Annotated in this window: 20 protein-coding genes and 3 pseudogenes; 15 read left to right on the forward strand and 8 right to left on the reverse strand. The window is 39.6% G+C overall.

Annotated elements, in window-relative coordinates; translation table 11 throughout:
• Positions 1 to 135: 135 nt before the first annotated feature.
• The 4 genes and pseudogenes from D2C72_02325 to D2C72_02340 all read right to left on the reverse strand — a co-directional run bounded on the left by D2C72_02325 (position 136) and on the right by D2C72_02340 (position 5,214).
• Positions 136 to 2,424 (reverse strand): endonuclease MutS2, encoded by a 2,289-nt coding sequence (locus D2C72_02325; GenBank protein ID QEF43261.1) that lies wholly within the window; start codon positions 2,422 to 2,424, stop codon positions 136 to 138.
• Positions 2,385 to 2,747, reverse strand: coding sequence for a hypothetical protein (locus D2C72_02330; protein QEF43262.1), 363 nt, complete (start codon positions 2,745 to 2,747; stop codon positions 2,385 to 2,387). The genes D2C72_02325 and D2C72_02330 overlap by 40 nt, the downstream gene beginning before the upstream one ends.
• The gene (locus D2C72_02335) at positions 2,747 to 4,054 is read right to left on the reverse strand and encodes a UDP-N-acetylmuramate--L-alanine ligase (GenBank protein ID QEF43263.1); all 1,308 of its coding nucleotides are present in this window, start codon (positions 4,052 to 4,054) and stop codon (positions 2,747 to 2,749) included. Before D2C72_02335 ends, D2C72_02330 begins: the two co-directional genes overlap by 1 nt.
• Positions 4,055 to 4,087: 33 nt before the next feature.
• Positions 4,088 to 5,214, reverse strand: a pseudogene (locus D2C72_02340) (succinyldiaminopimelate transaminase).
• A gap of 162 nt (positions 5,215 to 5,376) precedes the next feature.
• On the opposite strand from D2C72_02340, the gene D2C72_02345 reads away from it, so the two are divergent.
• The 4 genes from D2C72_02345 (at position 5,377) to D2C72_02360 (ending at position 10,992) form a co-directional block, all read left to right on the forward strand.
• Entirely contained in the window at positions 5,377 to 6,456 is a 1,080-nt protein-coding gene (locus tag D2C72_02345; protein QEF43264.1) for a flavodoxin-dependent (E)-4-hydroxy-3-methylbut-2-enyl-diphosphate synthase, read from the forward strand.
• 2 nt (positions 6,457 to 6,458) lie between these two features.
• Positions 6,459 to 7,664 (forward strand): 2,3,4,5-tetrahydropyridine-2,6-carboxylate N-succinyltransferase, encoded by a 1,206-nt coding sequence (locus D2C72_02350; GenBank protein QEF43265.1) that lies wholly within the window; start codon positions 6,459 to 6,461, stop codon positions 7,662 to 7,664.
• Between the two features lie 11 nt (positions 7,665 to 7,675).
• On the forward strand, positions 7,676 to 8,734 hold the full coding sequence (locus D2C72_02355) for a sel1 repeat family protein (protein ID QEF43266.1): 1,059 nt from the start codon (positions 7,676 to 7,678) through the stop codon (positions 8,732 to 8,734).
• 212 nt (positions 8,735 to 8,946) lie between these two features.
• The gene (locus D2C72_02360; GenBank protein QEF43267.1) at positions 8,947 to 10,992 is read left to right on the forward strand and encodes a DUF262 domain-containing protein; all 2,046 of its coding nucleotides are present in this window, start codon (positions 8,947 to 8,949) and stop codon (positions 10,990 to 10,992) included.
• A gap of 52 nt (positions 10,993 to 11,044) precedes the next feature.
• Here the strand turns inward: D2C72_02360 and D2C72_02365 are convergent, their stop codons facing one another.
• Complete coding sequence (locus tag D2C72_02365; GenBank protein QEF43268.1) at positions 11,045 to 11,629, reverse strand: flavodoxin family protein; 585 nt, start codon at positions 11,627 to 11,629, stop codon at positions 11,045 to 11,047.
• A gap of 130 nt (positions 11,630 to 11,759) precedes the next feature.
• Between D2C72_02365 and D2C72_02370 the strand changes: the two genes are divergently transcribed.
• From D2C72_02370 to D2C72_02390, 5 genes and pseudogenes are all read left to right on the forward strand, one after another.
• The gene (locus D2C72_02370; protein QEF43269.1) at positions 11,760 to 12,914 is read left to right on the forward strand and encodes a Ni/Fe hydrogenase; all 1,155 of its coding nucleotides are present in this window, start codon (positions 11,760 to 11,762) and stop codon (positions 12,912 to 12,914) included.
• A gap of 16 nt (positions 12,915 to 12,930) precedes the next feature.
• A pseudogene (locus tag D2C72_02375) lies at positions 12,931 to 14,666 on the forward strand (nickel-dependent hydrogenase large subunit).
• Between the two features lie 12 nt (positions 14,667 to 14,678).
• Complete coding sequence (gene cybH / locus D2C72_02380) at positions 14,679 to 15,353, forward strand: Ni/Fe-hydrogenase, b-type cytochrome subunit (protein QEF43270.1); 675 nt, start codon at positions 14,679 to 14,681, stop codon at positions 15,351 to 15,353.
• Positions 15,350 to 15,886, forward strand: coding sequence for a HyaD/HybD family hydrogenase maturation endopeptidase (gene hybD / locus D2C72_02385; protein ID QEF43271.1), 537 nt, complete (start codon positions 15,350 to 15,352; stop codon positions 15,884 to 15,886). The genes cybH and hybD overlap by 4 nt, the downstream gene beginning before the upstream one ends.
• A 1-nt stretch (position 15,887) precedes the next feature.
• Entirely contained in the window at positions 15,888 to 17,426 is a 1,539-nt protein-coding gene (locus tag D2C72_02390; protein QEF43272.1) for a protein hydE, read from the forward strand.
• Between the two features lie 4 nt (positions 17,427 to 17,430).
• Here the strand turns inward: D2C72_02390 and D2C72_02395 are convergent, their stop codons facing one another.
• Complete coding sequence (locus tag D2C72_02395) at positions 17,431 to 17,844, reverse strand: hypothetical protein (protein ID QEF43273.1); 414 nt, start codon at positions 17,842 to 17,844, stop codon at positions 17,431 to 17,433.
• Positions 17,845 to 17,981: 137 nt separating this feature from the next.
• Positions 17,982 to 18,434 carry a hypothetical protein gene (locus tag D2C72_02400; protein QEF43274.1) on the reverse strand — a complete coding sequence of 151 codons (453 nt, stop codon included), beginning with the start codon at positions 18,432 to 18,434 and terminating at the stop codon, positions 17,982 to 17,984.
• A gap of 182 nt (positions 18,435 to 18,616) precedes the next feature.
• Between D2C72_02400 and oipA the strand changes: the two genes are divergently transcribed.
• Entirely contained in the window at positions 18,617 to 19,534 is a 918-nt protein-coding gene (oipA, locus tag D2C72_02405) for an outer inflammatory protein OipA (protein ID QEF43275.1), read from the forward strand.
• Between the two features lie 235 nt (positions 19,535 to 19,769).
• Here the strand turns inward: oipA and queC are convergent, their stop codons facing one another.
• Entirely contained in the window at positions 19,770 to 20,447 is a 678-nt protein-coding gene (queC, locus tag D2C72_02410; protein ID QEF43276.1) for a 7-cyano-7-deazaguanine synthase QueC, read from the reverse strand.
• A gap of 61 nt (positions 20,448 to 20,508) precedes the next feature.
• On the opposite strand from queC, the gene D2C72_02415 reads away from it, so the two are divergent.
• The 5 genes and pseudogenes from D2C72_02415 to D2C72_02435 all read left to right on the forward strand — a co-directional run bounded on the left by D2C72_02415 (position 20,509) and on the right by D2C72_02435 (position 25,540).
• Positions 20,509 to 22,239 (forward strand): polynucleotide adenylyltransferase, encoded by a 1,731-nt coding sequence (locus D2C72_02415; protein ID QEF43277.1) that lies wholly within the window; start codon positions 20,509 to 20,511, stop codon positions 22,237 to 22,239.
• A 14-nt stretch (positions 22,240 to 22,253) separates the two neighbouring features.
• Entirely contained in the window at positions 22,254 to 23,111 is an 858-nt protein-coding gene (locus D2C72_02420; protein ID QEF43278.1) for an NAD(P)-dependent oxidoreductase, read from the forward strand.
• A 1-nt stretch (position 23,112) separates the two neighbouring features.
• Positions 23,113 to 23,766, forward strand: a pseudogene (locus D2C72_02425) (NAD(P)H-dependent oxidoreductase).
• A gap of 164 nt (positions 23,767 to 23,930) precedes the next feature.
• On the forward strand, positions 23,931 to 25,250 hold the full coding sequence (locus D2C72_02430; GenBank protein QEF43279.1) for a glutamate--tRNA ligase: 1,320 nt from the start codon (positions 23,931 to 23,933) through the stop codon (positions 25,248 to 25,250).
• Positions 25,247 to 25,540, forward strand: coding sequence for a YggT family protein (locus D2C72_02435; GenBank protein QEF43280.1), 294 nt, complete (start codon positions 25,247 to 25,249; stop codon positions 25,538 to 25,540). Before D2C72_02430 ends, D2C72_02435 begins: the two co-directional genes overlap by 4 nt.
• The last annotated feature ends 1 nt before the right edge of the window (position 25,541 follow it).

Consider the following 25,541-nt stretch of genomic DNA (forward strand, 5'->3'; position numbering starts at 1 on the left):
GGGTTTTGGCTCAATTAAGCGATAAAAACCCTTTTTAACGCTCTTTTAAAAGGCTTTGTCCTCATTGGGCGTTGGTGTAAAATCGCTTTATAGTTTAAAGCGGATTTTTGTATTCCCCATAAAAAGCACCAAAAACTACAATTTAACGATTTTAACCCCACTGCCGCCTAAATTAATGGGAGCGTCGCTAAAACTCACTACTTTAGAGTGGTTTTTTAGAAATTCTTTCACAAACTTTTCTAAAATCCCGCTCCCCTTACCATGGCAAATAAGCACTTCTTCAAAGCCCCCTAAAAGCGCGTCGTTTAAAAAAGCGTCTAGTAAATCCAGGGCTTCTTCGCTGCGTTGCCCCCTTAAATCAAGGCGCAAGCTCGCTTCTTTAGGTTTAGGAATGATGGTTTTAGGGGGTTTGAATTTGTTTTTAGGGGGTTTTTGGATTTGTTTCAACCAACTCCCATGCGCTTTTAAGCGCATGCCAAGCTCGGTTTCTACCAAGTAATAGCCCTTGTCTAAAATTTGTATAATCAGCACGCTTTCATTTTTATAACGCGCTTTTTCGTTAATTTGAAAGCTTGTTATCGTTTGGGGGATCTCTTGGTCTGTTTTATGCCTGTTTAAAATCTCACTCGCTTTATGGATTTCTTTATGCATGGAGCTGGTATCTTTTGAAGCGACTTCGCTTTTTAAGATGTTTAAGGCTTGTTGGTAGGATTTTTCCAATTCCAATTTTTTATGGTGAAAGATTTCTTTTTGTTTTTCCACTTCTAAAAGCCATGCGTTTTTTAAATCTTCTTGCTCTTTTAAAGCGTTCTCTAAGCTTTCATTTTTTTGTTTTAATTCCCTTTCTAACGCGCTGGAATTTTCAATCAAAGCGTTCAATTTTTCCTTATCTTCGCCATAAAAGGCTTTCGCTTTTTCAATCAAAAAATGCGGCACGCCATAGCGTAAAGCGGTTTCAAACGCATAGCTTTTGCCAATAACCCCTTTTAAAAAAGTGTAAGTGGGCCGTTCTTTTTCTTCGTCATAAAGAGCGGCTAGTAATTCCACTTCTTTGTTTTCTGCCATTAAAACGCTCAGGCGTTTGTGGTGCGTGGTGATAATGATTTGGTTGTTTTGTTTAAGCAATTTTTCTAACAGGGTTTTATACAAACTGCTCGCTTCATCAGCGTCAGTCCCTAGCTCAATTTCATCAACGCCTAAAAGCATGTTTTCTTTGGATAAAAGAGCGCTAAATTGCTTCATTCTGCCGGCAAAAGTAGAAATATTGTTCGCGCTGTTTTGGGGGTCGTTGATAATGGCGTGGATTTCTTTAAAATAGGGGATAGTGGAATGATGGGCGTTGATTTTCATGGGAATAAGATTCTTACTCAAAAACGCCGCGCTTAAAAGCGATTTTAAGAGCATGGTTTTCCCGCCCGCATTCACGCCGGTAACAGCGAGCATGGATTTTTCAAACTTCAAATTTAAGGGCTTTGGCTCTTTTAAAATGGGGTGCGAAAAGTTTTCTAAAACCATTTTTTTTTGCGTAAAGCTTGGCATGACAAATTCTAAATTGTAGGCTTTAGCGAAATTAAGTCGGGCTTGCAAGCTGTCTAAAAAATCAAATTCTTTGAAAAGGAATTTTAAAAATAAAAGGTGTTTTTGCAAGCTACGGCTTAGAGTTTGACACATTTCAACGATACAGCAATCTATTTCATTATCAATTTGGGCGATTTTTTGTGCGATTTTTTGGGCGCTTTCAGGCAAAAGATAGAAATAACCATTAGCGCTTCTTTCTAGCACAACGCCTTTAATCGTGCTAGAAAACCCGCTCTTTAATAAAAGGCATTCATAACCATGCTTAAGGTGGCTTTGCGTATCCACTAAATAAGGGGCAAGCTCTTTAGAGTGGGCGTAATGATGAATAACTTTGGCGTTCTCTTTTTTAAGGCGGTTCAAGCTTTCATTCAAAGCGTCTAGGGTAGCGTTCGCCCCTTGTTTGATTTGCCCTTCATCATCCAATAAAAGGATTAGATCATTAAAAAAGGGGGGTAAAATAATAGCGTTAAGGCGTTCATGAAATTTTAAATGCGTGAAAGGTTTAAAAGCGTTTTGTAAAACGACAATGTAGCGCAATCGTTTGACAATCTCATAGATTTCATCTAAATGGAGCGTCCCTAATTTGGTGAGTTTGATAAGAATAAGATCGCTTTCTTTCACGCTTTTAGGGGCGATCAAACCGATCGAATCCACTTCAGTTAGATAAGTGAAAGCCTGTTTGAGATCGTTTTCTAAAGCGATAGTGTCTCTTTCTTTTGCGAAAAAGGTTTTAAAAAGAGCGATAAACTCTTTTAAATCCAGGCTTTCTTCTAGGGGTTTGGGTGGGGTATTATTATTATTCATCATTAGGGTTGGATTAAGGGATCTTTTTGGAGCGTCTGACAAGAATCCAAATCCACAAGAACGTCTTTCATAGGGGTTTGTTTTTTGCCTAAAAAGCTTAAAGTCCCGCTCACTAAATTAAAGGTTTGGTTATTGACTTTAATGCCTTTACACAACAGGGTTTCCCCCCTTAAAAACGCTCTTTGCAAAGCGATTTCTTGCTGGTTTTGTTGGTTTTGTTGATAAGTATAAACGCTGATGCTCGCTCCTATAATCCCTACGATTAAAAAAGCTAAAATCTTTTGTTTGGGGCTTGCTAAACCAAAATCCCTTAAAACTAAAAACAATAAAACTAGCGTTAAAAATAAAACAACCGCTGCGCCCATTACATTTCGCCTCTCAATTGATAGGTAATATCCCCCGCTCCAAAGCCTATCACAAAGCCTTTTTCAATCGTTTCTACCACATCATCATTGACTAACAGCTCTAAAAAATCCCCTTTTTTACGCACTCTGTCTATAAAGGTGGGGTTATAATGCTTAAAATGGGTTTTCAAATCAATGTCTCTTTTAACTTCACTCGCGCTATAAACGGGTAAGATGATCAATCTGTCGCAATGCTCTAAAAAACATTTTTTAAACTCTTCTAAATTATCCATTAAGCGAGAGTATTTGTGCGCTTGCCAGATCACAATAATTTTTTCTTGCGTGTTCAATAAGTTAGCATAAATCCTAGCACTTTTTAAAGTGGCATTGATTTCAGTGGGGTGGTGGGCGTAATCATCAATGAGGATGAGCGCGTTTTTTTGCAAAATATCAAAGCGTTTTTTAATGCCTTTGAAATTCAATAAATTATTTCTAATTTCTTCTAAATTCAATTCATCTAAAGCACTTAAAATCGCCAAACTCGCATTCGTGGCGTTATGTTCGCCTAACCCCCACACCAAAAAAGCCCCTAAGTCTTTTAATTCAAATGAAGTGTAAGGCTCGCCGTCTTTTAAAATATATTGAATATTATAAATGTCTTTTTTTTCTAAAACAATAGCGTCTTTAGAATAGTTTTGTAAAAAAGGATCTTCTTTATAAATCACTCTTTTTTGAGCATGGTCTAAAAAATATTTATAAGCGGAGAAAAAGCGCTCTAAATCGTGGTCATAATGCTCCAAATGTTCTGGCTCGGTGTTAGGCACAATCGCGCAAAAAGGGTTGGAAAATAAAAAACTTGAATCGCTTTCATCGGCTTCAAAAACCAAGCTCATATCCGCGCTCTCTCGCACATTGGAATCAAACTCTTTAGAATGCGCCCCAATAATCGCTCCAAAAAAGGGGCAAATCGCGCTCAACATGGCCGTGATACTGCTCTTTCCATGAGCCCCGCACACGCTAAAAACGCGCTTGTCTTTAAGGATAGAATACAAAGCGTCTTTACGAGACAAAATAGGGATTTCTAATTCCTTAGCCCTTTGTATTTCGGTATTGTTTTCTTTGATAATGGCTGAATGGATAATAACATCTTGATTATTGATCGCTTTTGGATCATGCGGGATATTAATTTCTACGCCTAAAGCTTTCAAATACTTAACGCTAGGGCTTATGGCAATATCAGATCCGCTGATTGTAGCCCCTTGCGCTTTAAGGTATTTGGCTAAGCCTGAAATGCCAATCCCCCTATACCGATAAAATGGATCTTGCAATCTTGTAAGTTTTTGAGTAAAACTTTTGGGGTTTCAAGCATTATTTTCTCGATAAGTTTCTATGATTTCTAAAGGCTTTTCTAAAAGGGGGTGTCATAGACAAGGGCTAAACGCACGCAGTCAGCGCCGATACGATTACGCCCTAAATACAAAGCCGGTAAAGTAGTAATGCCTTCATTTTGATAAAGTCTTTTAGCAAAATTTTCGCCGTTTTGAACGGGCAGATACACATAAAAACTATAAGGATAAATGAGCGTGTCTTTAAAGATTTTTCGCGCCAGTTTCAAATTATTCGCATAAATATTGCGGAAAAATTCTGCATGCGCATCATCTAGCCAAGCGATTTCACTAGCCTTTTGGATCGCATTAGCACTCGTATAACCTAAATAAGCGCGAAACGCTTTGTATTTTTCTAAAATACGGCTATCCCCAGCGATAAAACCACTCCTTAGCCCTGGAGCGCTAGATCGTTTGGAGAGCGAGTGGATCACTAAAACATTTTTAAACGCTTCATTACCAGCCAGCATGCAAGCTTCTAAAAGCGAAGGGGGAGGCGTGTTTTCATAAATTTCACTATAACATTCATCATTGATTAAAATAAAATCATGCTTTAAAGCGAGTTTGACCCAAGCGATCAATTCTTCTAAAGAAAGGGTTCTTCCGGTGGGGTTGTTAGGGGAATTTAAGATCACTAAATCCACTTCTTGCAACTCTTTTTCATTCAAGCTTGGAGTGAAATCATTTTCTTTAGTTAAAGGCATTAAAAGGCTTTTAGCTTTGATAAATTTGGCCGCCCCTTCATAGATTTGATAAAAAGGGTTAGGGTAGGCGATAGTAGGGTTTGGATAATCAAATAAAACAAAACTGGGGAAATTGAACAACACTTCCCTAGATCCTAGCGTGGAAATTAATTCGTTTTCTTTCAATTCTACCTTAAAACGGCGTTTAAAAAAACCCCTTTGAGCCTCTCTCAAACCCTCTTCAAACGCGCTTTTAGGGTAGATATTGAGCGAATGGGTGTGGCTTTTAAGAGCGTCTTGAATGAATTTGGGCGTTTCAAATCGCGGCTCGCCGATGCCTAGATCCAACCCCTTTTTTTTAGGGGTGATTTCTTTAAACAAGGCTCTTAATCGTTCAAAAGGATAAGGCTCAAAGGTCATAGGGCTACTTTAATTTAAAATGGAATGGTTAATCTTACCTAAAATTTAAGCGTTTATCATTGAAAGCGCCAAAAAAGAGCAAAAGAGAGCCAAAGAGAACATAAAAGAGAGCGCATAAAAGAGTATAATAGCGCGTAAGAATTTAACTGATGAAGGGGTTTGATGCTAGAAAATAGAGTTAAGACCAAGCAAATTTTTATCGGTGGCGTCGCTATAGGGGGTGATGCTCCTATTAGCACGCAAAGCATGACCTTTAGTAAAACCGCTGATATTGAAAGCACTAAAAATCAAATTGACCGACTCAAACTCGCCGGGGCTGATTTAGTGAGGGTGGCGGTGAGTAATGAAAAGGACGCTCTAGCCTTAAAAGAATTGAAAAAAGTGTCTTCCTTGCCCTTAATCGCTGATATTCATTTCCATTATAAATTCGCTCTCATCGCCGCTCAAAGCGTGGATGCGATCAGAATCAATCCCGGAAACATCGGCTCTAAAGACAAAATTAAAGCGGTGGTTGATGCTTGTAAAGAAAAAAACATTCCTATAAGAATTGGCGTGAATGCCGGGAGTTTAGAAAAGCAGTTTGATCAAAAATACGGGCCGACCCCAAAAGGCATGGTAGAAAGCGCTTTGTATAACGCCAAACTTTTAGAAGATTTGGATTTTACCAATTTTAAGATTTCTTTGAAAGCGAGCGATGTGATTCGCACCATAGAAGCTTATAGGATGCTACGACCTCTTGTGATCTATCCTTTCCATTTGGGGGTTACTGAGGCGGGGAATCTTTTTAGCTCCAGTATCAAATCCGCCATGGCTTTAGGGGGGCTTTTAATGGAGGGCATTGGGGATACGATGCGCGTATCCATCACAGGGGAATTAGAAAATGAAATCAAAGTGGCTAGAGCGATTTTACGCCATAGCGGGCGTTTGAAAGAGGGGATTAATTGGATTTCTTGCCCCACTTGCGGGCGCATTGAAGCCAATTTAGTGGATATGGCGAGCAAGGTAGAAAAACGCTTAAGCCACATTAAAACCCCTTTAGACATTAGCGTGATGGGTTGCGTGGTGAACGCTTTAGGTGAAGCCAAGCATGCAGACATGGCGATCGCTTTTGGGAATCGCAGCGGTTTGATCATTAAAGAGGGTAAAGTCATTCACAAACTGGCTGAAAAGGATTTGTTTGAAACTTTTGTCATAGAAGTGGAAAATTTAGCTAAAGAAAGAGAAAAAAGTTTAAAGGATTAGGCATGATGAATAAATTTAAAAATTTTGTGAGCAACTACCAGCAATCTAATAGCTATAAAGAGCCTTTAGGCTTTGGCATTGCCAGAGTGGATATTGCCCCTATTTCCAAAAAGATTTTATGCACCACTTACCCCGTTTTGAATTGGAAAGAGGAAAATCTAGGCTCTTATGCGGTGTTTTGCAACTCGCTTTCTAAAGAAAAAGTCCTAAAAGAGAGCGCGAGCGAGTGCGTCGTTGAGATTGATGAAAGTTTTGTGTTAAAAGCACTAGAGTTTTACACGCCCTTTTTGAATGAAGCCTACTCTAATAAAATGGCTCATAAAAACATCCAAGTGGTTTTAGAGCTTTTAAAGGCTTTAGAAGAAAATCGTTTGAAAAATAGCGATGGGGAGTCTCTTTATCGCTTGGTGATCTTGTATGAAGACAAGCCTTGCGAGAGCGTGGAGAGCGCGTATATGAAACTTTTAGCGCTTTCTTTAGGGAAAGCCCCTTTGAGGAGTTTGAATTTAGAGGGTATTTTTAACCAGCTTTCTAATGCGGCCTGGAGCGGTAACAAGCCTTATGAATTAGAATGGCTCAGAATGAACGAAGTGGCTTTAAAAATGCGAGGCCATTTCCCTAGCATTGATTTTATAGATAAATTCCCGCGCTATTTGATGCAATTAATCCCTGAATTTGATAATATCCGCTTACTGGATAGCTCAAAAACGCGCTTTGGGGCGTATTTAGGGACTGGAGGTTATACCCAAATGCCCGGGGCTAGTTACGTGAATTTTAACGCAGGGGCTATGGGAGTGTGCATGAATGAGGGGCGTATTTCTTCATCGGTGGTGGTGGGAGAAGGCACTGATATTGGTGGGGGAGCGAGCGTTTTAGGCGTTTTAAGCGGAGGGAATAACAACCCCATTAGCATTGGGAAAAATTGTTTGCTAGGGGCTAATAGCGTTACCGGGATTAGTTTAGGCGATGGCTGTATTGTGGATGCAGGCGTTGTGATATTAGCCGGGAGCGTGGTAGAAATTGAACAAAATGAGTTTAAAAAACTTTTAGAAGTGAATAGCGCTTTAGAAAAGCATGCGAACAACCTTTACAAAGGCAAAGAGCTTTCCGGAAAAAATGGCATGCATTTTCGTTCCAATAGCCAAAATGGCAAGCTGATCGCTTTTAGGAGCGTGAAAAAAATTGAGTTGAATCAAAACCTGCATTAAGGATTAAAAGAATGCTCAAACAAAGTTTGTTATTGCTTGTTTTTTTAGTCTTACAGCTTAGCGGCGCTGAAGAAAACAATCAAGCCCCAAAAAACACGCCCCCCGAATTAAACCCCGCTAACGCTAAGGGCGCGCCAAACCCTAACACCCAGATCACTCCTAAAAACGATAACTCTAACCTGTTAGACAAATTAGGATCGCCTGAAAACGCTCAAACCGAGCTTTCTGCCGGTATTGATTTGGCTAAAAAGGGCGATTATCAAGGGGCTTTCAAGCTTTTTTCCCAATCGTGCGATAACGGCAATGCGGCCGGGTGTTTTGCGGTGGGGGCGATGTATGCTAATGGGGTAGGGATCCAAACCAACAGATTAAAAGCCGCTCGCTATTATGAAATGGGTTGCAGTGGGGGCGATGCGACCGCTTGCGCGAATCTGGCTCAAATGTATGAAAACAAGAAGAATGCGGATACGAACGATAAAGAAAACGCTTTGCAATTGTATGCGGTGGCTTGCCAAGGGGGGGACATGCTCGCATGCAATAATTTGGGGTGGATGTTTGCTAATGGGAGTGGGGTCCCAAAAGATTATTACAAAGCGATGAGTTATTATAAATTTTCATGCGAAAATGGGAATGATATGGGGTGTTATAATCTGGGCTTGATGTCTAATGTGAATAATATTTATGGCATTGATAAGGCCAAGCTCAGTCAAGTGGATTTGAATTATTTGGCTTGTAACGCTGGGGATATGATGGGGTGCGCGAATTTAGGCTGGATTTATGCGAATGGGGATTTAGGGGCTCCGTTAAATAACCACTACGCGGCGAAGTATTTTCAAATGGCATGCGATGGGGGGATTTTGGGGAGTTGTAACAATTTAGGCGTGCTGTATCAAAAGGGCTTAGGCGTGCCTCAAGACGATCAAAGGGCTTTGGATTTATTCTCGTATGCGTGCGATAATGGTTTTGAGTCAAGCTGTCGTAATTACGGGAATTTTAAAGAGCATTTATTGCGCATGAACCCTAATTACGGGCGCTTGTTCATGCCATATAATTCTTATGAGATACCCTAGTAGGGGTATTTTGAAATCATTTTCGCCCCATAACTAAACCCTCCTAAAGATCGCATTTTTAAGAGATTAGCACTTGCTTTGCGCAAAGCTCTTTTATCTTTTTTAGATAAATTCAGCCACAAATTGCGGTTTTTTCACAAATTTAAGCTATCTTTTTTTTTTTTTGATTTAATACTCGGTGCAATGATAATTTGACTCAAAAAGGAAAAGCGATGAAAGCGACACAAAGCACCATTAACGACTTTTTTGCCTTAACAGGCACGATATTTTCTATCCCTGTATACCAGAGGAACTACACTTGGGCAGAAGAAAATTGTGAAAAGTTACTGCAAGATATTATCAGTATCTCTCAAAATAAGAAAACGCATTTCATGGGTTCTATCACTTATATTTTGCATTGGATTGACGATGAAAAGAGCTTGAGACAACTCCAAGAATTTGTCATCATTGACGGGCAGCAAAGGGTTACTACCATCATGCTTTTGCTTAAAGCCATAGAAACAAAGATACCAAATGAAGGGATAAAAAAAGAGATTGACGGGCTACTCAATCTTTCGGGACAAAAGCTGCGTCTCAAGCCCATTAAAAGCGACAAAGAAGCCTTTGATCTGGTCATGCAAAATCGATCGCATGAAATACAAGGCGTATCACACATCAGTAATAATTATAAATTTTTCACCAAAGAGCTTGAAAATTATCTCAGCAAGGGGTATCGCATAGAAGAGATTTATGGAGCGTTTTTGCGGCTTAAAATCGTAGCCATAGGCTTAGAGTTAGGCGAAGACGATCCGCAAGTGGTGTTTGAAAGCATTAACGCTACAGGCGTGCAATTAAAAGGGCTGGATCTCATCCGCAACTACCTGATGATGGGGGAAAATTCTGACAACCAGAATCGTCTTTATAACACTTATTGGGTTCCTTTGGAAGATTGGCTTGGCGAAAAGGATTTGAATGAATTTATTCTAACCTATTTGAGAATCTATTTTGAAGATAAATTAAAAAAAGAAGAGCGTGAAGTGTATTACGCGCTAAAAGACCATCACAGAGACAATTTCCCTGATAATATACAAGGTCTTATGAGCGATATGCGTGAATATGGCAGAATCTATCAAATCTTTTTAGACAGAGATCATTATTTTTTACATCGTGGAGACCCGCAACAGTTAGCGAATTTACGCCTGCGCATCAAAGATCTCTTAAAAATCAAATTTGGCGTGGCAAAGCCTTTTATTTTGCGTTGCGCTAGAGATTTTGAAGAAGGCAAATTGGATTATGAAAACTTCTGCGAAATTTTGCAAATCCTTACCAGCTACTTCGTGCGCCGGAGCGTGTGCGGGGATTCTACCGGTGTACTTACCAGAGTTCTTTATTCTTTATACAGACAGCTAGAAAATGTTTCAGCCGATGTGCTCAAGCGCTATCTAGGCAAGAGCGTTTGTCAAGCGGCGTTCCCTAATGACGATAAAATTAAAGTGGCGTTTCTTGTGCGTAACGCTTATGCAGCAAATCAAGTGTGCAAATTCATTTTGCTTGAGATTGAAAAATTAAGCAACGCCGAACCGCCAAGAGAAGAAAATCTAGAAGTGGAGCATTTCTACCCCAAAACCCCCATCCAAGAATGGCGCGATAGGGTGGGGGACTATTTCACTTTTGAGCAAGACTACCTCAATAATTTTGGGAATCTGACCTTATCAGGGCAAAATCAAAGGCTTGGCAACAAATCTTACGAGGCAAAAATTGCGCTTATGAAAGAATACAGCTCCTTGCATTTAAACGACTATTTCATCAATAACACCCATTCTTGGGGGATAGAGGAAGTGAGGAATAGGAGCGGATATTTAGCGGATCAATTCTGTCAAGTGGGATTGTTTAAAGATTTGCCTAAAGAATACCGCACAAGAGAGCTTCACAAAACCCTTGATGATGACTTAACTAACCATAAGTTTCAAAGCGTTAGGCTCCCCAATGGCCAAAGGTGCATGGCAAGAAACGCTAAGGAATTGGCTAGAGCTGTCATAGACTACTTGCTAGAAAACGCCAGAGAAGCCTTTGAAAGCTACACAGATGAAGAGCTAAGATATATTTGTTGGGATAAAGCAAAAGCGCAATTAAGGGATAGAGATGGCACTTGTTTTGTGCCTTTTGAAAAAGACGGATTCTACTTTGTCAGCAATGCGAGTTATCAAACGGTGGGCAATAACCTTAGGGATCTTATCTTAGGCTGTGATCTCAATCCTAGAGATTTTATTGTGGAATAAACAAGCCCCCCAAAGAAATGAAAGAAATGGGGGGTTAAAAAAACCCTTATTATCACTTGCCAAAAGCCTGGTGCAAATGCGTGGTGAGAGAATTAAGATACTGCTCTACTTGGGGGTTTTTATGTACATCGTAGCACATAAAAGTGGGCAACGCTGAAAGCCCTAAAAATTGGAACGCTTTATGCAAATGCAAATACACAACATCCACACCCACCCCTTCAAAAAATTCCTTAGGATCATTAAAGGCTTCAATGGGAGCGTTCCAGGTCAAGCTCAACATGTATTTTTTGCCTTGCATCAAGCCCCCTTCCCCGTAGTTTTTAGTGGGGTTTTTCGAGCTTCTGCCATCGTTAACCCAAAACTTCCCATACCCTGCACTAAAGACTTCATCAATGTATTTTTTCACAATCCAAGGCTCTCCCATCCACCAGCCAGGCATTTGCCAAATCGTCGCATCAGCGCTAAAGATTTTTTCCACTTCTTGACTATGATTATAGCCCTTATCCACGATTGTAGTATCCACTTCTAGCCCCAAAGATTCTAGAGTCTTTTTTGCATGATCGCTCAAGGTTTCATTGAGTTTCCCCCCAGAGTGCAAAAACGCTTTAGCCCCATTAATGATGAGTACTTTTTTCATTTTGTTCCTTTTTTTGATAATTATGAATGCGGTTGCGATTATATCTCAAAATTTTTAAAAAGCGATCAAATTGCGATTGTATTATTTTTATTATGTTAAGATAATGAAAATTTCTATTTAAGGAGTGGCGATGTTCTACGATGAAAAAAAGACTTATCAAAAGATTGAAGAACGCCTTGATATAATTCGTTCGTTTAACGCTCATAACGAGCATAAAAACTTGCAAGACGAGTTTAAGGGGGCGGGCATTTCTAGGCGTGATTTATTGAAGTGGGCGGGCATGATGAGCACAGCGTTAGCCTTGCCGGCTAGTTTTACTCCCTTGACTTTAAAAGCGGTAGAAGTGGCTAACAGATTGCCCGTGATTTGGTTGCACATGGCAGAATGCACCGGCTGTAGCGAGAGCTTGTTAAGGAGTGCAGACCCCACCATTGATAGTATTATCTTTGATTACATCAACCTAGAATACCATGAAACCATCATGGTAGCGAGCGGTTTTCAAGCCGAAAAAAGCTTGCATGACGCCATAGAAAAGCATAAAAACAATTACATTTTAATGGTAGAAGGCGGTATCCCCCAAGGCACAGAATACTTTCTCACTCAAGGCCCAAACGCTGAAACGGGGGCCAAAGAGTGCAGGAAAGCCGCCCAACACGCAGCCGCTATTTTTGCCATAGGCACATGCTCAAGTTTTGGGGGCGTGCAAGCGGCTTACCCTAACCCCTCTAACGCGCAACCCTTGCATAAAATCATTGATAAACCCGTGATCAATGTTCCCGGTTGTCCGCCTAGTGAAAAAAATATCGTGGGCAATGTGCTTTATTACTTGATGTTTGGGGCTCTCCCTAAACTTGATGCCTATAACCGCCCCTCTTGGGCTTATGGGAACAGAATCCATGATTTGTGCGAAAGGAGAGGGCATTTTGATGCGGGCGAATTTGTGGAACATTTTGGCGATGAAAACGCTAAAAGGGGCTTTTGCTTGTATAAAATGGGCTGTAAAGGGCCTTACACTTTCAACAATTGCTCCAAACTCCGCTTCAATTCACACACTTCTTGGCCCATAGGCGCAGGGCATGGGTGCATAGGGTGTTCTGAGCCTAATTTTTGGGATACGATGAGTCCTTTTGAAGAGCCTTTAGCGAATCGTTCCATTAAAACCGCCTTTGACGGCTTAGGGGCGGATAAAGTAGCGGATAAAGTAGGCACGACTCTACTCAGTGCAACCGCTATTGGCATTGTTGCGCATGCACTCCTTTCTAAAGCGATCAAAAACAAAGAGTAATGAGTAAGGGATTAACATGTCAAAAAAAATAGTAGTCGATCCTATCACTAGGATTGAGGGGCATTTAAGGATTGAAGTGATCGTAGATGATGATAATGTGATCACCGATGCGTTTTCTTCTTCTACGCTTTTTAGAGGGCTAGAAACGATCATTAAAGGCAGAGATCCACGAGATGCAGGCTTCATCGCTCAAAGGATTTGCGGGGTATGCACTTATTCGCATTATAAAGCCGGTATCACGGCGGTAGAAAACGCTCTAGGCATCACCCCCCATTAAACGCGCAATTGGTGCGATCTTTGATGAACATGGCGTTACTTTTTCACGATCATGTGGTGCATTTCTATACTTTGCATGGGCTTGATTGGTGCGATATTATGAGCGCTTTAAAAGCCGATCCCATTCAAGCGTCAAAACTTTCTTTCAAATACAGCCCTTATCCTATCAATACCGGTGCCGGCGAATTAAAAGCGGTTCAAAAACGCTTGAGCGATTTCGCTAAAAATGGATCGTTAGGGCCTTTTAATAACGGCTACTATGGGCATAAAACCTATCGTTTAAGCCCAGAACAAAATTTAATCGTCTTAAGCCACTACCTCAAGCTTTTAGAAATCCAAAGGGAAGCGGCGAAAATGACCGCTATTTTTGGGGCCAAACAGCCTCACCCACAAAGCCTAACGGTGGGGGGTGTTACGAGCGTTATGGATATATTGGATCCGACGAGATTGGCTGAATGGAAGAGCAAGTTTGAAGTGGTGGCTCATTTCATCAACCATGCTTACTACCCAGATTTAGTGATGGCGGGCGAAATGTTCGCTAATGAGCCGTCCGTTATTAAAGGCTGTGGCTTAAGGAATTTTATCGCTTATGAAGAAGTGTTGCTTGGGAGGGATAAATACCTTTTGAGTAGTGGGGTGGTGCTTGATGGGGATATTTCTAAACTGCACCCCATTGATGAGAGTTTGATTAAAGAAGAAGTTACGCATTCTTGGTATCAATACGAAGACACTAAAGAAGTGCAACTCCACCCTTATGACGGGCAAACTAACCCGCATTATACCGGTTTAAAAGACGGCGAGAGCGTGGGGATTGAAAATAAAATCATTCCTGCTAAAGTGCTTGACACTCAAAATAAATATTCTTGGATAAAATCGCCCAGATACGATAGTAAGCCCATGGAAGTAGGCCCTTTAAGTTCCGTAGTGGTAGGTTTAGCGGCGAAAAACCCTTATGTTACTGAAGTGGCTACTAAGTTTTTAAAAGACACTAAACTGCCTTTAGAAGCGTTGTTTTCAACGCTTGGGCGCACGGCTGCAAGGTGTATTGAAGCTAAAACTATCGCTGATAATGGCCTTTTGGCGTTTGATGCGTTAGTGGAAAATCTAAAAAGCGATCAAAGCACTTGCGCTCCTTATCACATTGATAAAAATCAAGAATATAAAGGGCGCTACATTGGTCAAGTGCCAAGGGGCATGCTAAGCCATTGGGTGCGTATCAAAAACGGTGTGGTGGAAAATTATCAAGCGGTGGTGCCTTCTACTTGGAATGCAGGGCCTAGAGATTCTAAAAATCAAAGGGGGGCTTATGAAATGAGCTTGATTGGCACTAAAATCGCTGATTTAACCCAGCCTTTAGAAATCATTAGGACTATCCATTCTTTTGACCCATGCATCGCATGCTCGGTGCATGTGATGGATTTTAAAGGGCAGTCTTTAAACGAGTTTAAAGTAGAGCCTAATTTCGCTAAATTCTAAAAAGGGTTACGCATGGATAAAATGAATAAGGTCGTTTTACACAAAGAATATTCAGGTTTTGTGCGCTTTTTCCATTGGGTTAGGGCTTTGAGTATTTTTGTTTTAATCGCTACAGGGTTTTACATCGCTTACCCTTTTTTGCAACCTAATTCCAGCTTTTATAAAGGGGTGTATCTTTTACAAGCTTATGTGCGCTCTTTTCATGTCATGTTTGGGTTTTTGCTCATTAGTGCATTAATCTTTAGAACCTATCTTTTTTTCACTAAAGAAAGCTTGATGGAGCGCAGGAGTTTTAGCCAACTTTTAAGCCCAAAAGCCTGGATTGATCAGATGAAAGCGTATTTTCTTATCAGCGGCAAGCCTCACACTAAAGGAGCGTATAACCCTATCCAGCTCGTGGCTTATTCTACTTTGGTTGTTTTGATAGCGTTGATGAGTTTGAGCGGGGTGGTGCTCTATTATAATGTCTATCATGCGGGGCTTGGAGCGTTTTTAGCGAGCGCTTTTAAGTGGTTTGAAGCGCTTTGTGGGGGGTTAGCGAATGTTCGTTTTATCCACCACTTAGCGACTTGGGGGTTTATTTTGTTTGTCCCTGTGCATGTTTATATGGTGTTTTTCCATTCTATCAGGTATGAAAGTTCGGGGGCGGATTCTATGATTAATGGCTATGGTTATACCAAAGAATGAGTCAAAAAATCCTAATTCTAGGCATTGGCAATATCCTTTTTGGCGATGAAGGCATTGGGGTGCATTTAGCCCACTACCTCAAAAAAAATTTTTCTTTTTTCCCTAGCGTGGATATTGTGGATGGGGGGACTATGGCACAACAACTCATTCCTTTAATCACTTCGTATGAAAAGGTTTTGATTTTAGACTGCGTGAGTGCTAAAGGCGTTGAGATAGGATCAGTCTATGCCTTTGATTTTAAGGACGCTCCTAAAGAAATCACATGGGCTGGGAGCGCGCATGAAGTGGAAATGCTACACACTTTAAGGCTCACGGAGTTTTTAGGGGATTTGCCTAAAACTTTTATCGTGGGGCTTGTGCCTTTTGTGATAGGGAGCGAGACCACTTTCAAGCTTTCAAGCGAAATGTTAAACGCTTTAGAAACAGCCTTAAAAGCCATAGAAACCCAACTCAACGCATGGGGAGTTAAAATGCAACGCACCGATCATATCGCTTTAGAGTGTATCGCTGAACTCTCTTATAAGGGTTTTTGAATTGGCGTTTGTTTTTCTTTTTAAATGCGTTAATGAAGAAACAAGCCTGAATTTTACGCCCCTTTTAGAGCGAATGGCATGCAATTTGCAAGCGCGTTTTTATAGCGTTTATAAGGATAATACCACTTCTTTCTACCTCCAAGCGAGCGCTGAAACCACTTTAGAATTCGCGCAAAAATTAAGCGAGATCTTACCCTTTTCTTTAGATTTTAGCTTTTTGTCTTTAAAGGAAATCACAGAGCCTTTAGATGAAAATCTTTTCCAAACAGCAAGCCTTTCAAAGCCCCTTTTTATGAACGCTAAAGAGCATCAAGATTTTTTAGATAAAAACGCATCTTTGTATGCCGATACTCTGGGCTTGATTGAAAACACCGCTTTTAAAGAGAAAATGATTTATGGCCCTAAAGAGCTTATAGATTGTTTAACCCAATTAAAAGAGGCGCTCAAAACACAAGATTTTATCCCTGTTCACACTTCTAGGGGGGCATTATCCCTTTCTTTAAAAAGTCCCTCTCCAAGCGTTATTTTTAGCGATCTTTCTAGCGTTTTAAGCTGCACTAAATTGCCTTTAGAAGACGCTAAATATTTGGCTAGTTTGGAAAAACCCTCCATCAAAGCCTCTTTAAAAAGCGTGTTTAAAGACACTTTTAAAAACGATGAAATCATAGCCCAACTACCCTTTGACCCCATATTGAATTTATTGTGCCATATTTTACAAGATGAGGGGATAGAATTTGTTTTTACGCATGAAAGCCGTTCTTGTGAAGCACTGTTACATTATGAAGCGCTTTTTAAAACCCCTAAACGCTTGATCACACCCACTAAAAAATTCGTGTTAGAAAACCATCTTTCTACCTTTCCTTTTAAAGATGAATTAGAGTTTTTAAGAGAAACCCCCAATTCTATCGTTTTGTATTTTAGTTTCAAGCACCCTACAAGGTTGTTATTGCATGCTAATGGTTCTTTAAAAACGCTTTTAAGCGTTAAATTTGATTTCAATCAAATATTTAACCTCCTCAAACAAGATGAAAAAGCCTCCAGAATGCTACAAAACTACGCGGCTAAATTCCCTAATTTTTACGCGCGCGTTTTAGAGCTTTCTCAATACAATCTAGGGGGCGCGAATTTATTGGATTTTTTCCGCATTTTAGGCTTTATTTTGGGGTATAGCGAGGATTTTCATTCGCATAGCGTTATTTCTTTGGCTAAAGAATGCTTACGCCCTAAAGGCCCTAGGATTGATTATAAAATCCTTAAAGACGATTCTTTGAAAATGGATTTAAACTTTTCAAAGATCATGCACAGCGCGATGAGTTTCAGGCTCGCGGGCGTGGAAAATGAAATTTTGAGTTTGGGGATTTTGGATTCTTTAGCGGAGTTTTTAGGGAATTTCATTTGGGATAACGCACAAAATTTTAGCGTCCAAGAAGTAACGATCGCTGGGGATTTCTTTGGCGAAAAAGTGTTTTTGGATTTGTTTGTGCGGTATTTCCCTAAAACCCTAGCCCTTAAAACGCATGCATTTTTGGATTATGAATAAGGGCTTAAAAGCGGATGTGCATCATCAACCCGCCGTCCATGTATTGGGTTTTTTTGCTTTTAGTTCTTTCAAAATAAGGCCCAAAAGACAGGGCTTTATTGAAATTAACAATCGGCACGCTCACCCCTTCGGCGATATTGTTTTTAGCGAGTTGTTTGTAAAACTTTTTGTCGCTTTTTTTATGGCTTTTAAGGTTAGGGCTTTTTTCTAAATCTATGCCTTCTAAAGCGCTATTTTTAGTGAAATCATAAAGCTTTTTGTCGTTTTTAGCCTCGGTTTCTAATCCATGGTTTTTATGGAGTTTGTAAAACTTTTTACCGCTCTTTTTGTCGCTTTTAGTCTCGGTCTCTAAATCCGCTGCGAACGCGCTACTATACGCCACAAACGATACGAGAAATAAATTTCTAACTATACGCATAAGAATATCTCCTCTTAAATATAGTCTTTTTCTATCACACCACCCTAGCATGTTAGAAATAACCATTAGAAAACACAAGCGTGTTTGAGCAAAAACGCCAACACGCTTATTGTTTAGCACAAGCTGTTTTAAGCTAATCAATAAAAAACGTAAGGGAAGTATCCAGGCGCTCCATACCCATAAGGCCCATAAGGCATAAGGCCAGACCCATAAGGCATGAAACCATAGGGCATGTAATAATAAGGCATGTAATAGCCTCCATACATCCCGTTTTGCATGGGCGAATTGAGATTATCCACTGAATTGTAAAAGCCGTTTAAAGACCCATAAGCGTTATAATTAGTGAAACGATTGATTAAAGGCGTGGTGCGTGCATCAATAGTGGCGTTTTCTTGCTGGATGGCTTTTTCTTCTCTGGCGACTTCTTGGGCTTTGGTCTCTTTGGGATCTTTAACTAGCACTTCTTCTATAGGCACATTCGCCCCACAAGCGCTTAACAGATAGGCTAAAAAGCCTGTGTTTAAAAAAAGAACGATTTTAGAGAGATGAGCGGATTGGTGGGGTAAAAAAGTTTTATTGTTTTGATGCATGGGATTTCCTAAATTTTAAAAATAACTAAAGACTAACATGTTTTTAATTTAATATTCATTAAGCGGTGGTTTTGTGGCTATTTCATTTTAATTGTGTTTTTCATTAAAACCCAATCACTAAAATCTTATTTTTATGATAAAATACCTAATCATAATATCAAATCTTAAACCAAAGAAAAACCATGAAAAAGGCCCTCTTACTAACTCTCTCTCTCTCGTTTTGGCTCCACGCTGAAAGGAATGGATTTTATTTAGGTTTAAATTTTGCAGAAGGAAGCTATATTCAAGGACAAGGTAGCATCGGCGAAAAAGCTTCAGCAGAAAACGCCTTAAATCAAGCGATCAATAACGCAAAAAATTCATTATTCCCTAACACAAAAGCCATAAAAGATGCGCAAAACGCCTTAAATGCAGTGAAAGATTCAAACAAAATCGCTAGCCGATTCGCAGGAAATGGCGGATCGGGCGGTATTTTCAATGAACTCAGCTTGGGGTATAAATATTTTTTGGGTAAAAAAAGGATTATAGGGTTTAGGCACTCTCTTTTTTTCGGTTACCAACTTGGTGGCGTTGGTTCTGTTCCTGGTAGCGGTTTAATCGTTTTTTTACCCTATGGTTTCAATACGGATTTGCTCATTAATTGGACTAACGATAAGCGAGCGTCCCAAAAATATGTTGAACGAAGGGTAAAAGGGCTTTCTATATTTTACAAAGACATGACCGGCAGAACGCTAGACGCTGATACATTAAAAAAAGCATCAAGGCATGTATTTAGAAAATCTTCAGGGCTTGTGATTGGCATGGAACTAGGGGGTAGCACTTGGTTTGCGAGTAACAATCTCACCCCTTTCAATCAAGTCAAGAGCCGCACAATTTTTCAGTTACAAGGGAAATTTGGCGTTCGTTTTAGTAGTGATGAATACGATATTGATCGCTATGGCGATGAAATCTATCTTGGAGGTTCTAGTGTTGAGTTAGGGGTTAAAGTGCCTGCTTTCAAAGTCAATTACTATAGCGATAATTATGGGGATAAATTGGATTATAAAAGAGTGGTGAGCGTTTATCTTAACTATACATATAACTTTAAAAACAAACATTAAAACACGCTTTTTACCGCTCTTTGATTGTTTTGTAAAAACGCTCAAAGGCATTTTTTAAACAAAAATATAAAACAGCTTGATCTTAATCAAGCGACAAACTCTTAAAAAAACGCTCTTTTTGGGTTAGGGGTTTTAGTTGGGGTTGTAGGGGAATTATTTCAAAATCCCCTGTTCTCTTAAGAAATTTATTATAAAAACAAAGTTTTAAAAACCCTATTCTTTAAAAAATTATTTTTTATAGCATGGCTTGAAACTCTTCAAAGCCTTTTTTCCTCAATTGGCATGCCGGGCATTTATCGCAGCCATAGCCATAAGCATGCAAAATCTTTCGCTCTCCTTGGTAGCAGGTGTGCGTTTCTTTGATGACTAAATCTAAGACGCCCAAATCTTTAGCCATATGAAATTCTTGCGCTTTATTCAAAAACATTAAAGGCGTTAGGATTTTAATCGCTGTGTTTGATCCTAAATTTAGGGCATGCTCGATGCTTTTAATAAAATCTTCTTTACAATCCGGATAGCCGCTAAAATCCGCTTGCGAAACCCCTAAAGCGATGTTGCTAGCCCCTATTTTTTGCGCGTAAGAATGCAAAAGGGTGATAAAAATAGCGTTACGATTAGGCACAAAAGAGTTGGGTAAATCTTTATTTTGCACATGCGAATGCCCTATTAAATCGTTAGAGTTTTTAAAAAGCGCGGAGCGGGTGATATTCTCTAAAAAATCTAACGAGATGATTTCATAAGGGAGTTGCAAAAGAGAAGCGATTTTTTGAGCGCATTCTAATTCCACAGAGTGTTTTTGCGCATAATCAAACCCCACTAAACAGACTTTTTTAAAACGCTTTTTCGCCCACACGGCTAAAGTGGTGCTATCTTGCCCGCCGCTAAAACCGATCACGCAAATTTCTTGTTCCATCAAAATTCCTTAAAATTCTAAAAAGATATAATAACACAAAGAAATTTTAAGAGTAAAAAGCGTGTTTGAGTTAAAAGCAGAATTAAAAGAATTGTTTGACATTTATGAAAAATCCCCCTATGAGCTTTACTTGGTGGGAGGGTGCGTACGCGATTGTTTGATGGGCATTACCCCCAAAGATTACGATTTGACCTCAAACGCTTTAGTCAATGAAAGCAAAGAGCTTCTTTTAAAGCACGATTTTAGAGTGCTAGAAACCGGTATCAAACATGGCACGATCACGGCTCTTAAAAACCATCAAAGCTATGAAATCACAACTTTTAGAATGGAAAAGGGGCATATCAAACACCGAAAGCCTAAAGAATTGGTTTTTAGCGCTCATTTGACAGACGATTTAAAGCGGCGCGATTTTAGCATGAATGCGATCGCTTATAGCCCTACAAAAGGGCTGATTGATCCTTTTAAAGGGCAGAATGCGATTGAAAATCAAACGATTGAATGCGTGGGGGAAGCGCGATTGAGGTTTTTTGAAGACGCTTTAAGGATTTTAAGAGCGCTGCGATTCAGCGCGACTTTAGGTTTTAAGATAGCAGCAAGCACCAAAAGAGCGGTTTTTGCGTGTAAGGATTTGTTAAAACACCTTTCTAAAGAGCGCTTACAAAGCGAATTGAATAAGCTTCTTATGGGGAAAAACGCCTATGAAGTGGCTAAAGAATATCAAGAAATTTTAGAGTTGGTTACTCAAGAAAAAATAGAAAATTTAGGGTTTTTAAAAAACGCGCCTTTGAATTTGGAATTAAGATTATTAGGGTTTTTCAAGCATCAAAAAAGTTTAGAAAATTTACGCTATCCTAAAAAAACTTGTGTTTTATTCGCTCAAGCTAAAGAATGCCATAAAGCTTTTTTAAATATTCATAACAAAACAGAGTTAAAATTTTTATTAAAGGATTACGATTTAGAGCCTTTTAATTTGGCTTTAGATTTTTATGTGCTAGAAAACCCCAAACACGCTTTAAAAATCAAAGGCTTGTTAAAAGAAATATTTGATTCTAACGAGCCTTTTAAAAAAGAACACCTAGCCCTTAAGGGTGGCGAGCTTCAAAACTTGGGTTATCAGCACCAAAAAATCGGCGAAATTTTAAACGCATGCTTAAATTCAGTCATTGAAAATCCTAAAAACAACGCTTTAGAATGGCTGATTGAGTGGGTTAAGGGTCATTATTTACCTAATGATGCTATAAATCTTTCGCCAATAGGCAAAAAATTAAAAATTAAAAATGGAAAAAACATGACAACGATGAATGCGATTCAATGGCCTAAGAAATGGATTCCAGGAGAGACTGATAATTTCGTGTCCAATGAAGTTATTGTCAAAGGTTTGGATTTTAATAAAGTGGTGCAGCATTTAAGAGATGCGTCCCATTGGGAAAAGTATTACAAAAATTCAGGGAATATCCACATGTATCATCAAGACAATACCATTCTTAAAGACAAGACTCGTTTCCGCTTTGAAACTTTTGGCTTTTTGGTGGAAGCAGAAGTGGAAGAGTTTGAATTGAAAGACGCTATTTTGCGTTTGGCTTGGAGAGGCTGGAATGAAGCTAAAGGCGATGAGTATCTTGAAGTGTATCACGCATGGCTAGTTGAAAAATTAGATAATGATCGTGTGCGTATTTTAACCCAAGAAAGCCAATCAGGAGTCCCTGCTAAAGCTTTAGCGAAATCTGTGCCTAATGCGATGTTGAATGGCCATCAAGCTTGGTTAGATGGTTTAGTGGCGTATTCACGCTAATAAGTGAGGATTGAATGAAAATTGGATGGATTGGACTAGGGGCTATGGGGACTCCTATGGCGACTCGTTTGTGCGATGCAAATTTAGAAGTGTCGGTTTATAACCGAACAGAGAGCAAAGCAGCCCCTTTAAAAGAAAAAGGCGTAGCGGTTTATACTAGCCCTATAGATTTGGCCGCTAAAGTTGATCTGGTTTTTATCATGCTTTCGGATAAAGCGGCGATTGATGCCGTTTTAGCGCTAGAATTTTGGGAACAGATGTCTGAAAAAATCGTGGTGAATATGAGCACCATCGCCCCTTTGGAAAGCTTATCTTTAGAAAAAATCGCTCAAAAGCATCAAGCAACTTACCTTGAAGCGCCCGTTTCAGGATCGGTTGGCGCGGCTAAAGCTGGGGCGTTATTGATTTTAGCAGCCGGTAATGAAGAAGTGATCACTCAACTCAAACCTGTTTTGGCGCATTTGGGGAGTCAGATTTTTTATTTGGGTAAGATTGGTCAAGGGACAGGGGCTAAATTATCCATTAATAGCCTTTTGGCTCAAATGGGGATTGCTTATTCAGAAGCTTTGCTATTAGCCAAACATTTAGGGGTTGATGCAGAGTCATTTTTGCAAATTATTGGCCAATCTAGCATGAATTCGCCTCTCTTTCAAGCTAAAAAAGGCATGTGGCTACAAGACAATTATCCGGCCGCTTTCAGTTTGAAACTTATGGCTAAGGATATTCGTTTAGCTAAAAATGAAGCAGGAGAGGCGATTGAATTGCCATTCTTATTCAAGGCGCAAGAGCTTTATTCTCAAGCGGAAAAATCCGGTTTAGGCGAATTGGATATGGCAGCCGTTTATCATTATTTAGAAAAAGGAGAACATTAAAATGGACAGAGAACAAGTGGTTGCTTTACAGCACCAACGATTCGCTACGAAAAAATACGATCCCAATCGCCGTATTTCACAAAAGGATTGGGAAGCTTTGGTTGAAGTGGGGAGGTTAGCCCCTTCTTCAATCGGGCTTGAGCCATGGAAAATGCTTTTATTAAAAAATGAACGCATGAAAGAAGATTTAAAACCGATGGCATGGGGGGCGATCTCTAGTTTGGAGGGAGCGAGCCATTTTGTCATTTATCTTGCGTGAAAGGGCGTTACTTATGACAGCGATTACGTTAAAAAAGTGATGCATGAGGTTAAGAAAAGGGATTATGATTCTAATTCAAGGTTCGCTCAAATCATCAAAAATTTCCAAGAGAACGATATAAAACTCAATAGCGAACGATCCTTGTTTGATTGGGCTAGCAAGCAGACTTATATCCAAATGGCGAACATGATGATGGCAGCGGCCATGTTAGGGATTGATTCTTGCCCGATTGAAGGGTATGATCAAGAAAAAGTGGAAGCTTATTTAGAGGAAAAGGGCTATCTGAACACGGCGGAATTTGGCGTGTCGGTAATGGCTTGTTTTGGTTATCGCAACCAAGAAATCACCCCTAAAACCCGTTGGAAGACAGAAGTTATTTATGAAGTGATTGAATAAAAACGCTTCTGGCTTTTTGATAATTAATCATAAAAAGCTTGGCGTTAGCCAAGCGCTAATCTCTTGAATAATGCCTATTCATGTTTGATAAAAACAGAACCACCACAATATAATTAAGTATTCTTTAGGTATAATCAAAAACTATTTTCAAATAAAGGGTTTTTATGCTTCGTTTTGCGCCTTCGCCTACAGGGGATATGCACATAGGGAATTTAAGGGCAGCCATTTTTAACTACATTGTGGCCAAACAGCAACATAAACCCTTTCTCATCCGCATTGAAGACACGGACAAAGAGCGCAACATTGAAGGCAAAGACCAAGAGATTTTAGAGATTTTAAAGCTTATGGGGATAAGCTGGGACAAGCTCGTGTATCAAAGCCATAATATAGAGTATCACAGAGAAATGGCAGAAAAATTACTGAAGGAAAATAAAGCGTTTTATTGTTATGCGAGCGCGGAGTTTTTAGAAAGAGAAAAAGAAAAAGCCAAAAATGAAAAACGCCCTTTTAGGTATTTAGACGAGTGGGCCACTTTAGAAAAAGACAAAAACCATGCCCCTGTGGTGCGTTTGAAAGCCCCAAATCATGCGGTGTCTTTCAATGATGCGATTAAAAAAGAAGTGAAATTTGAACCTTATGAATTGGATTCTTTTGTGCTTTTAAGGAAAGATAAAAGCCCGACTTATAATTTCGCTTGCGCATGCGATGATTTGCTCTATGAAATCAGTCTGATTATTAGAGGCGAAGATCATGTGAGTAACACCCCTAAACAAATCTTAATCCAAGAAGCTTTAGGCTCAAACGATCCGATTGTTTATGCGCATTTGCCCATTATTTTAGATGAAGTAAGCGGTAAAAAGATGAGCAAAAGAGACGAAGCGTCCAGCGTGAAATGGCTTTTGAATCAAGGGTTTTTGCCGGTTGCGATCGTGAATTACCTCATCACTATCGGTAACAAAGTGCCTAAGGAAGTTTTTAGCCTTGATGAAGCGATAGAATGGTTTAGTTTAGAAAACCTTTCCAGCTCCCCAGCTCATTTTAATTTGAAATATTTAAAACACTTAAACCACGAGCATTTAAAGCTTTTAGACGATGAAACATTATTAGAATGCGCTCACATAAAAGATAAAAACCTCCTAGGGCTTTTAAGATTGTTTGTAGAAGAATGCGGCACGCTTTTAGAATTGAAAGAAAAAATTTCGTTGTTTTTAGAGCCAAAGGATATTGTTAAAACTTATGAAAACGAAGATTTTAAAGAGCGTTGTTTAGCGCTTTTTAACGCTCTAAAAAGCATGGATTTTCAAGCCTATAAGGATTTTGAAAGTTTTAAAAAAGAAGCCATGCGATTGAGCCAGCTTAAGGGTAAGGATTTTTTCAAACCTTTGCGCATTCTTTTGACCGGGAACTCGCATGGCATTGAATTGCCTTTGATTTTCCCCTATATCCAAAGCCATCATCAAGAAGTTTTAAGGCTCAAAGCATGATATTTTCTACCCTTATTAATGCGATAGCGGTGATTTTAAGCTCGCTCATTACGATTTATATGTGGGTGGTGATCATTTATTCGCTTATCAGCTTCGTGCAGCCTAACCCCAATAACCCCATCATGCAAATCCTCGCTCGCTTGTGTGAGCCGGTGTTTTATTTTTTACGCTCTAGATTCAAGCTGGTGTTTAACGGGTTGGATTTCGCTCCTTTAGTGGTGGTCATCGTTTTGAAATTTTTGGATTTAACTCTCATCCAATGGCTTTTTATGCTCGCCAAAAGTCTTTAAA

The organism is Helicobacter pylori (genome assembly GCA_008032955.1).
Classification (GTDB): Bacteria; Campylobacterota; Campylobacteria; order Campylobacterales; family Helicobacteraceae; genus Helicobacter; species Helicobacter pylori_DC.

Excerpts from the sequence above, each read along its gene's own strand:
- D2C72_02430 (QEF43279.1), top strand. The coding sequence starts at position 23,931 with ATGCTTCGTTTTGCGCCTTCGCCTACAGGGGATATGCACATAGGGAAT.
- D2C72_02435 (QEF43280.1), top strand. The coding sequence starts at position 25,247 with ATGATATTTTCTACCCTTATTAATGCGATAGCGGTGATTTTAAGCTCG.
- D2C72_02370 (QEF43269.1), top strand. The coding sequence starts at position 11,760 with ATGTTCTACGATGAAAAAAAGACTTATCAAAAGATTGAAGAACGCCTT.
- D2C72_02365 (QEF43268.1), bottom strand. The coding sequence starts at position 11,629 with ATGAAAAAAGTACTCATCATTAATGGGGCTAAAGCGTTTTTGCACTCT.
- D2C72_02355 (QEF43266.1), top strand. The coding sequence starts at position 7,676 with ATGCTCAAACAAAGTTTGTTATTGCTTGTTTTTTTAGTCTTACAGCTT.
- cybH (QEF43270.1), top strand. The coding sequence starts at position 14,679 with ATGGATAAAATGAATAAGGTCGTTTTACACAAAGAATATTCAGGTTTT.
- D2C72_02400 (QEF43274.1), bottom strand. The coding sequence starts at position 18,434 with ATGCATCAAAACAATAAAACTTTTTTACCCCACCAATCCGCTCATCTC.
- D2C72_02350 (QEF43265.1), top strand. The coding sequence starts at position 6,459 with ATGATGAATAAATTTAAAAATTTTGTGAGCAACTACCAGCAATCTAAT.
- D2C72_02420 (QEF43278.1), top strand. The coding sequence starts at position 22,254 with ATGAAAATTGGATGGATTGGACTAGGGGCTATGGGGACTCCTATGGCG.
- hybD (QEF43271.1), top strand. The coding sequence starts at position 15,350 with ATGAGTCAAAAAATCCTAATTCTAGGCATTGGCAATATCCTTTTTGGC.
- D2C72_02360 (QEF43267.1), top strand. The coding sequence starts at position 8,947 with ATGAAAGCGACACAAAGCACCATTAACGACTTTTTTGCCTTAACAGGC.
- queC (QEF43276.1), bottom strand. The coding sequence starts at position 20,447 with ATGGAACAAGAAATTTGCGTGATCGGTTTTAGCGGCGGGCAAGATAGC.
- D2C72_02330 (QEF43262.1), bottom strand. The coding sequence starts at position 2,747 with ATGGGCGCAGCGGTTGTTTTATTTTTAACGCTAGTTTTATTGTTTTTA.
- oipA (QEF43275.1), top strand. The coding sequence starts at position 18,617 with ATGAAAAAGGCCCTCTTACTAACTCTCTCTCTCTCGTTTTGGCTCCAC.
- D2C72_02395 (QEF43273.1), bottom strand. The coding sequence starts at position 17,844 with ATGCGTATAGTTAGAAATTTATTTCTCGTATCGTTTGTGGCGTATAGT.
- D2C72_02345 (QEF43264.1), top strand. The coding sequence starts at position 5,377 with ATGCTAGAAAATAGAGTTAAGACCAAGCAAATTTTTATCGGTGGCGTC.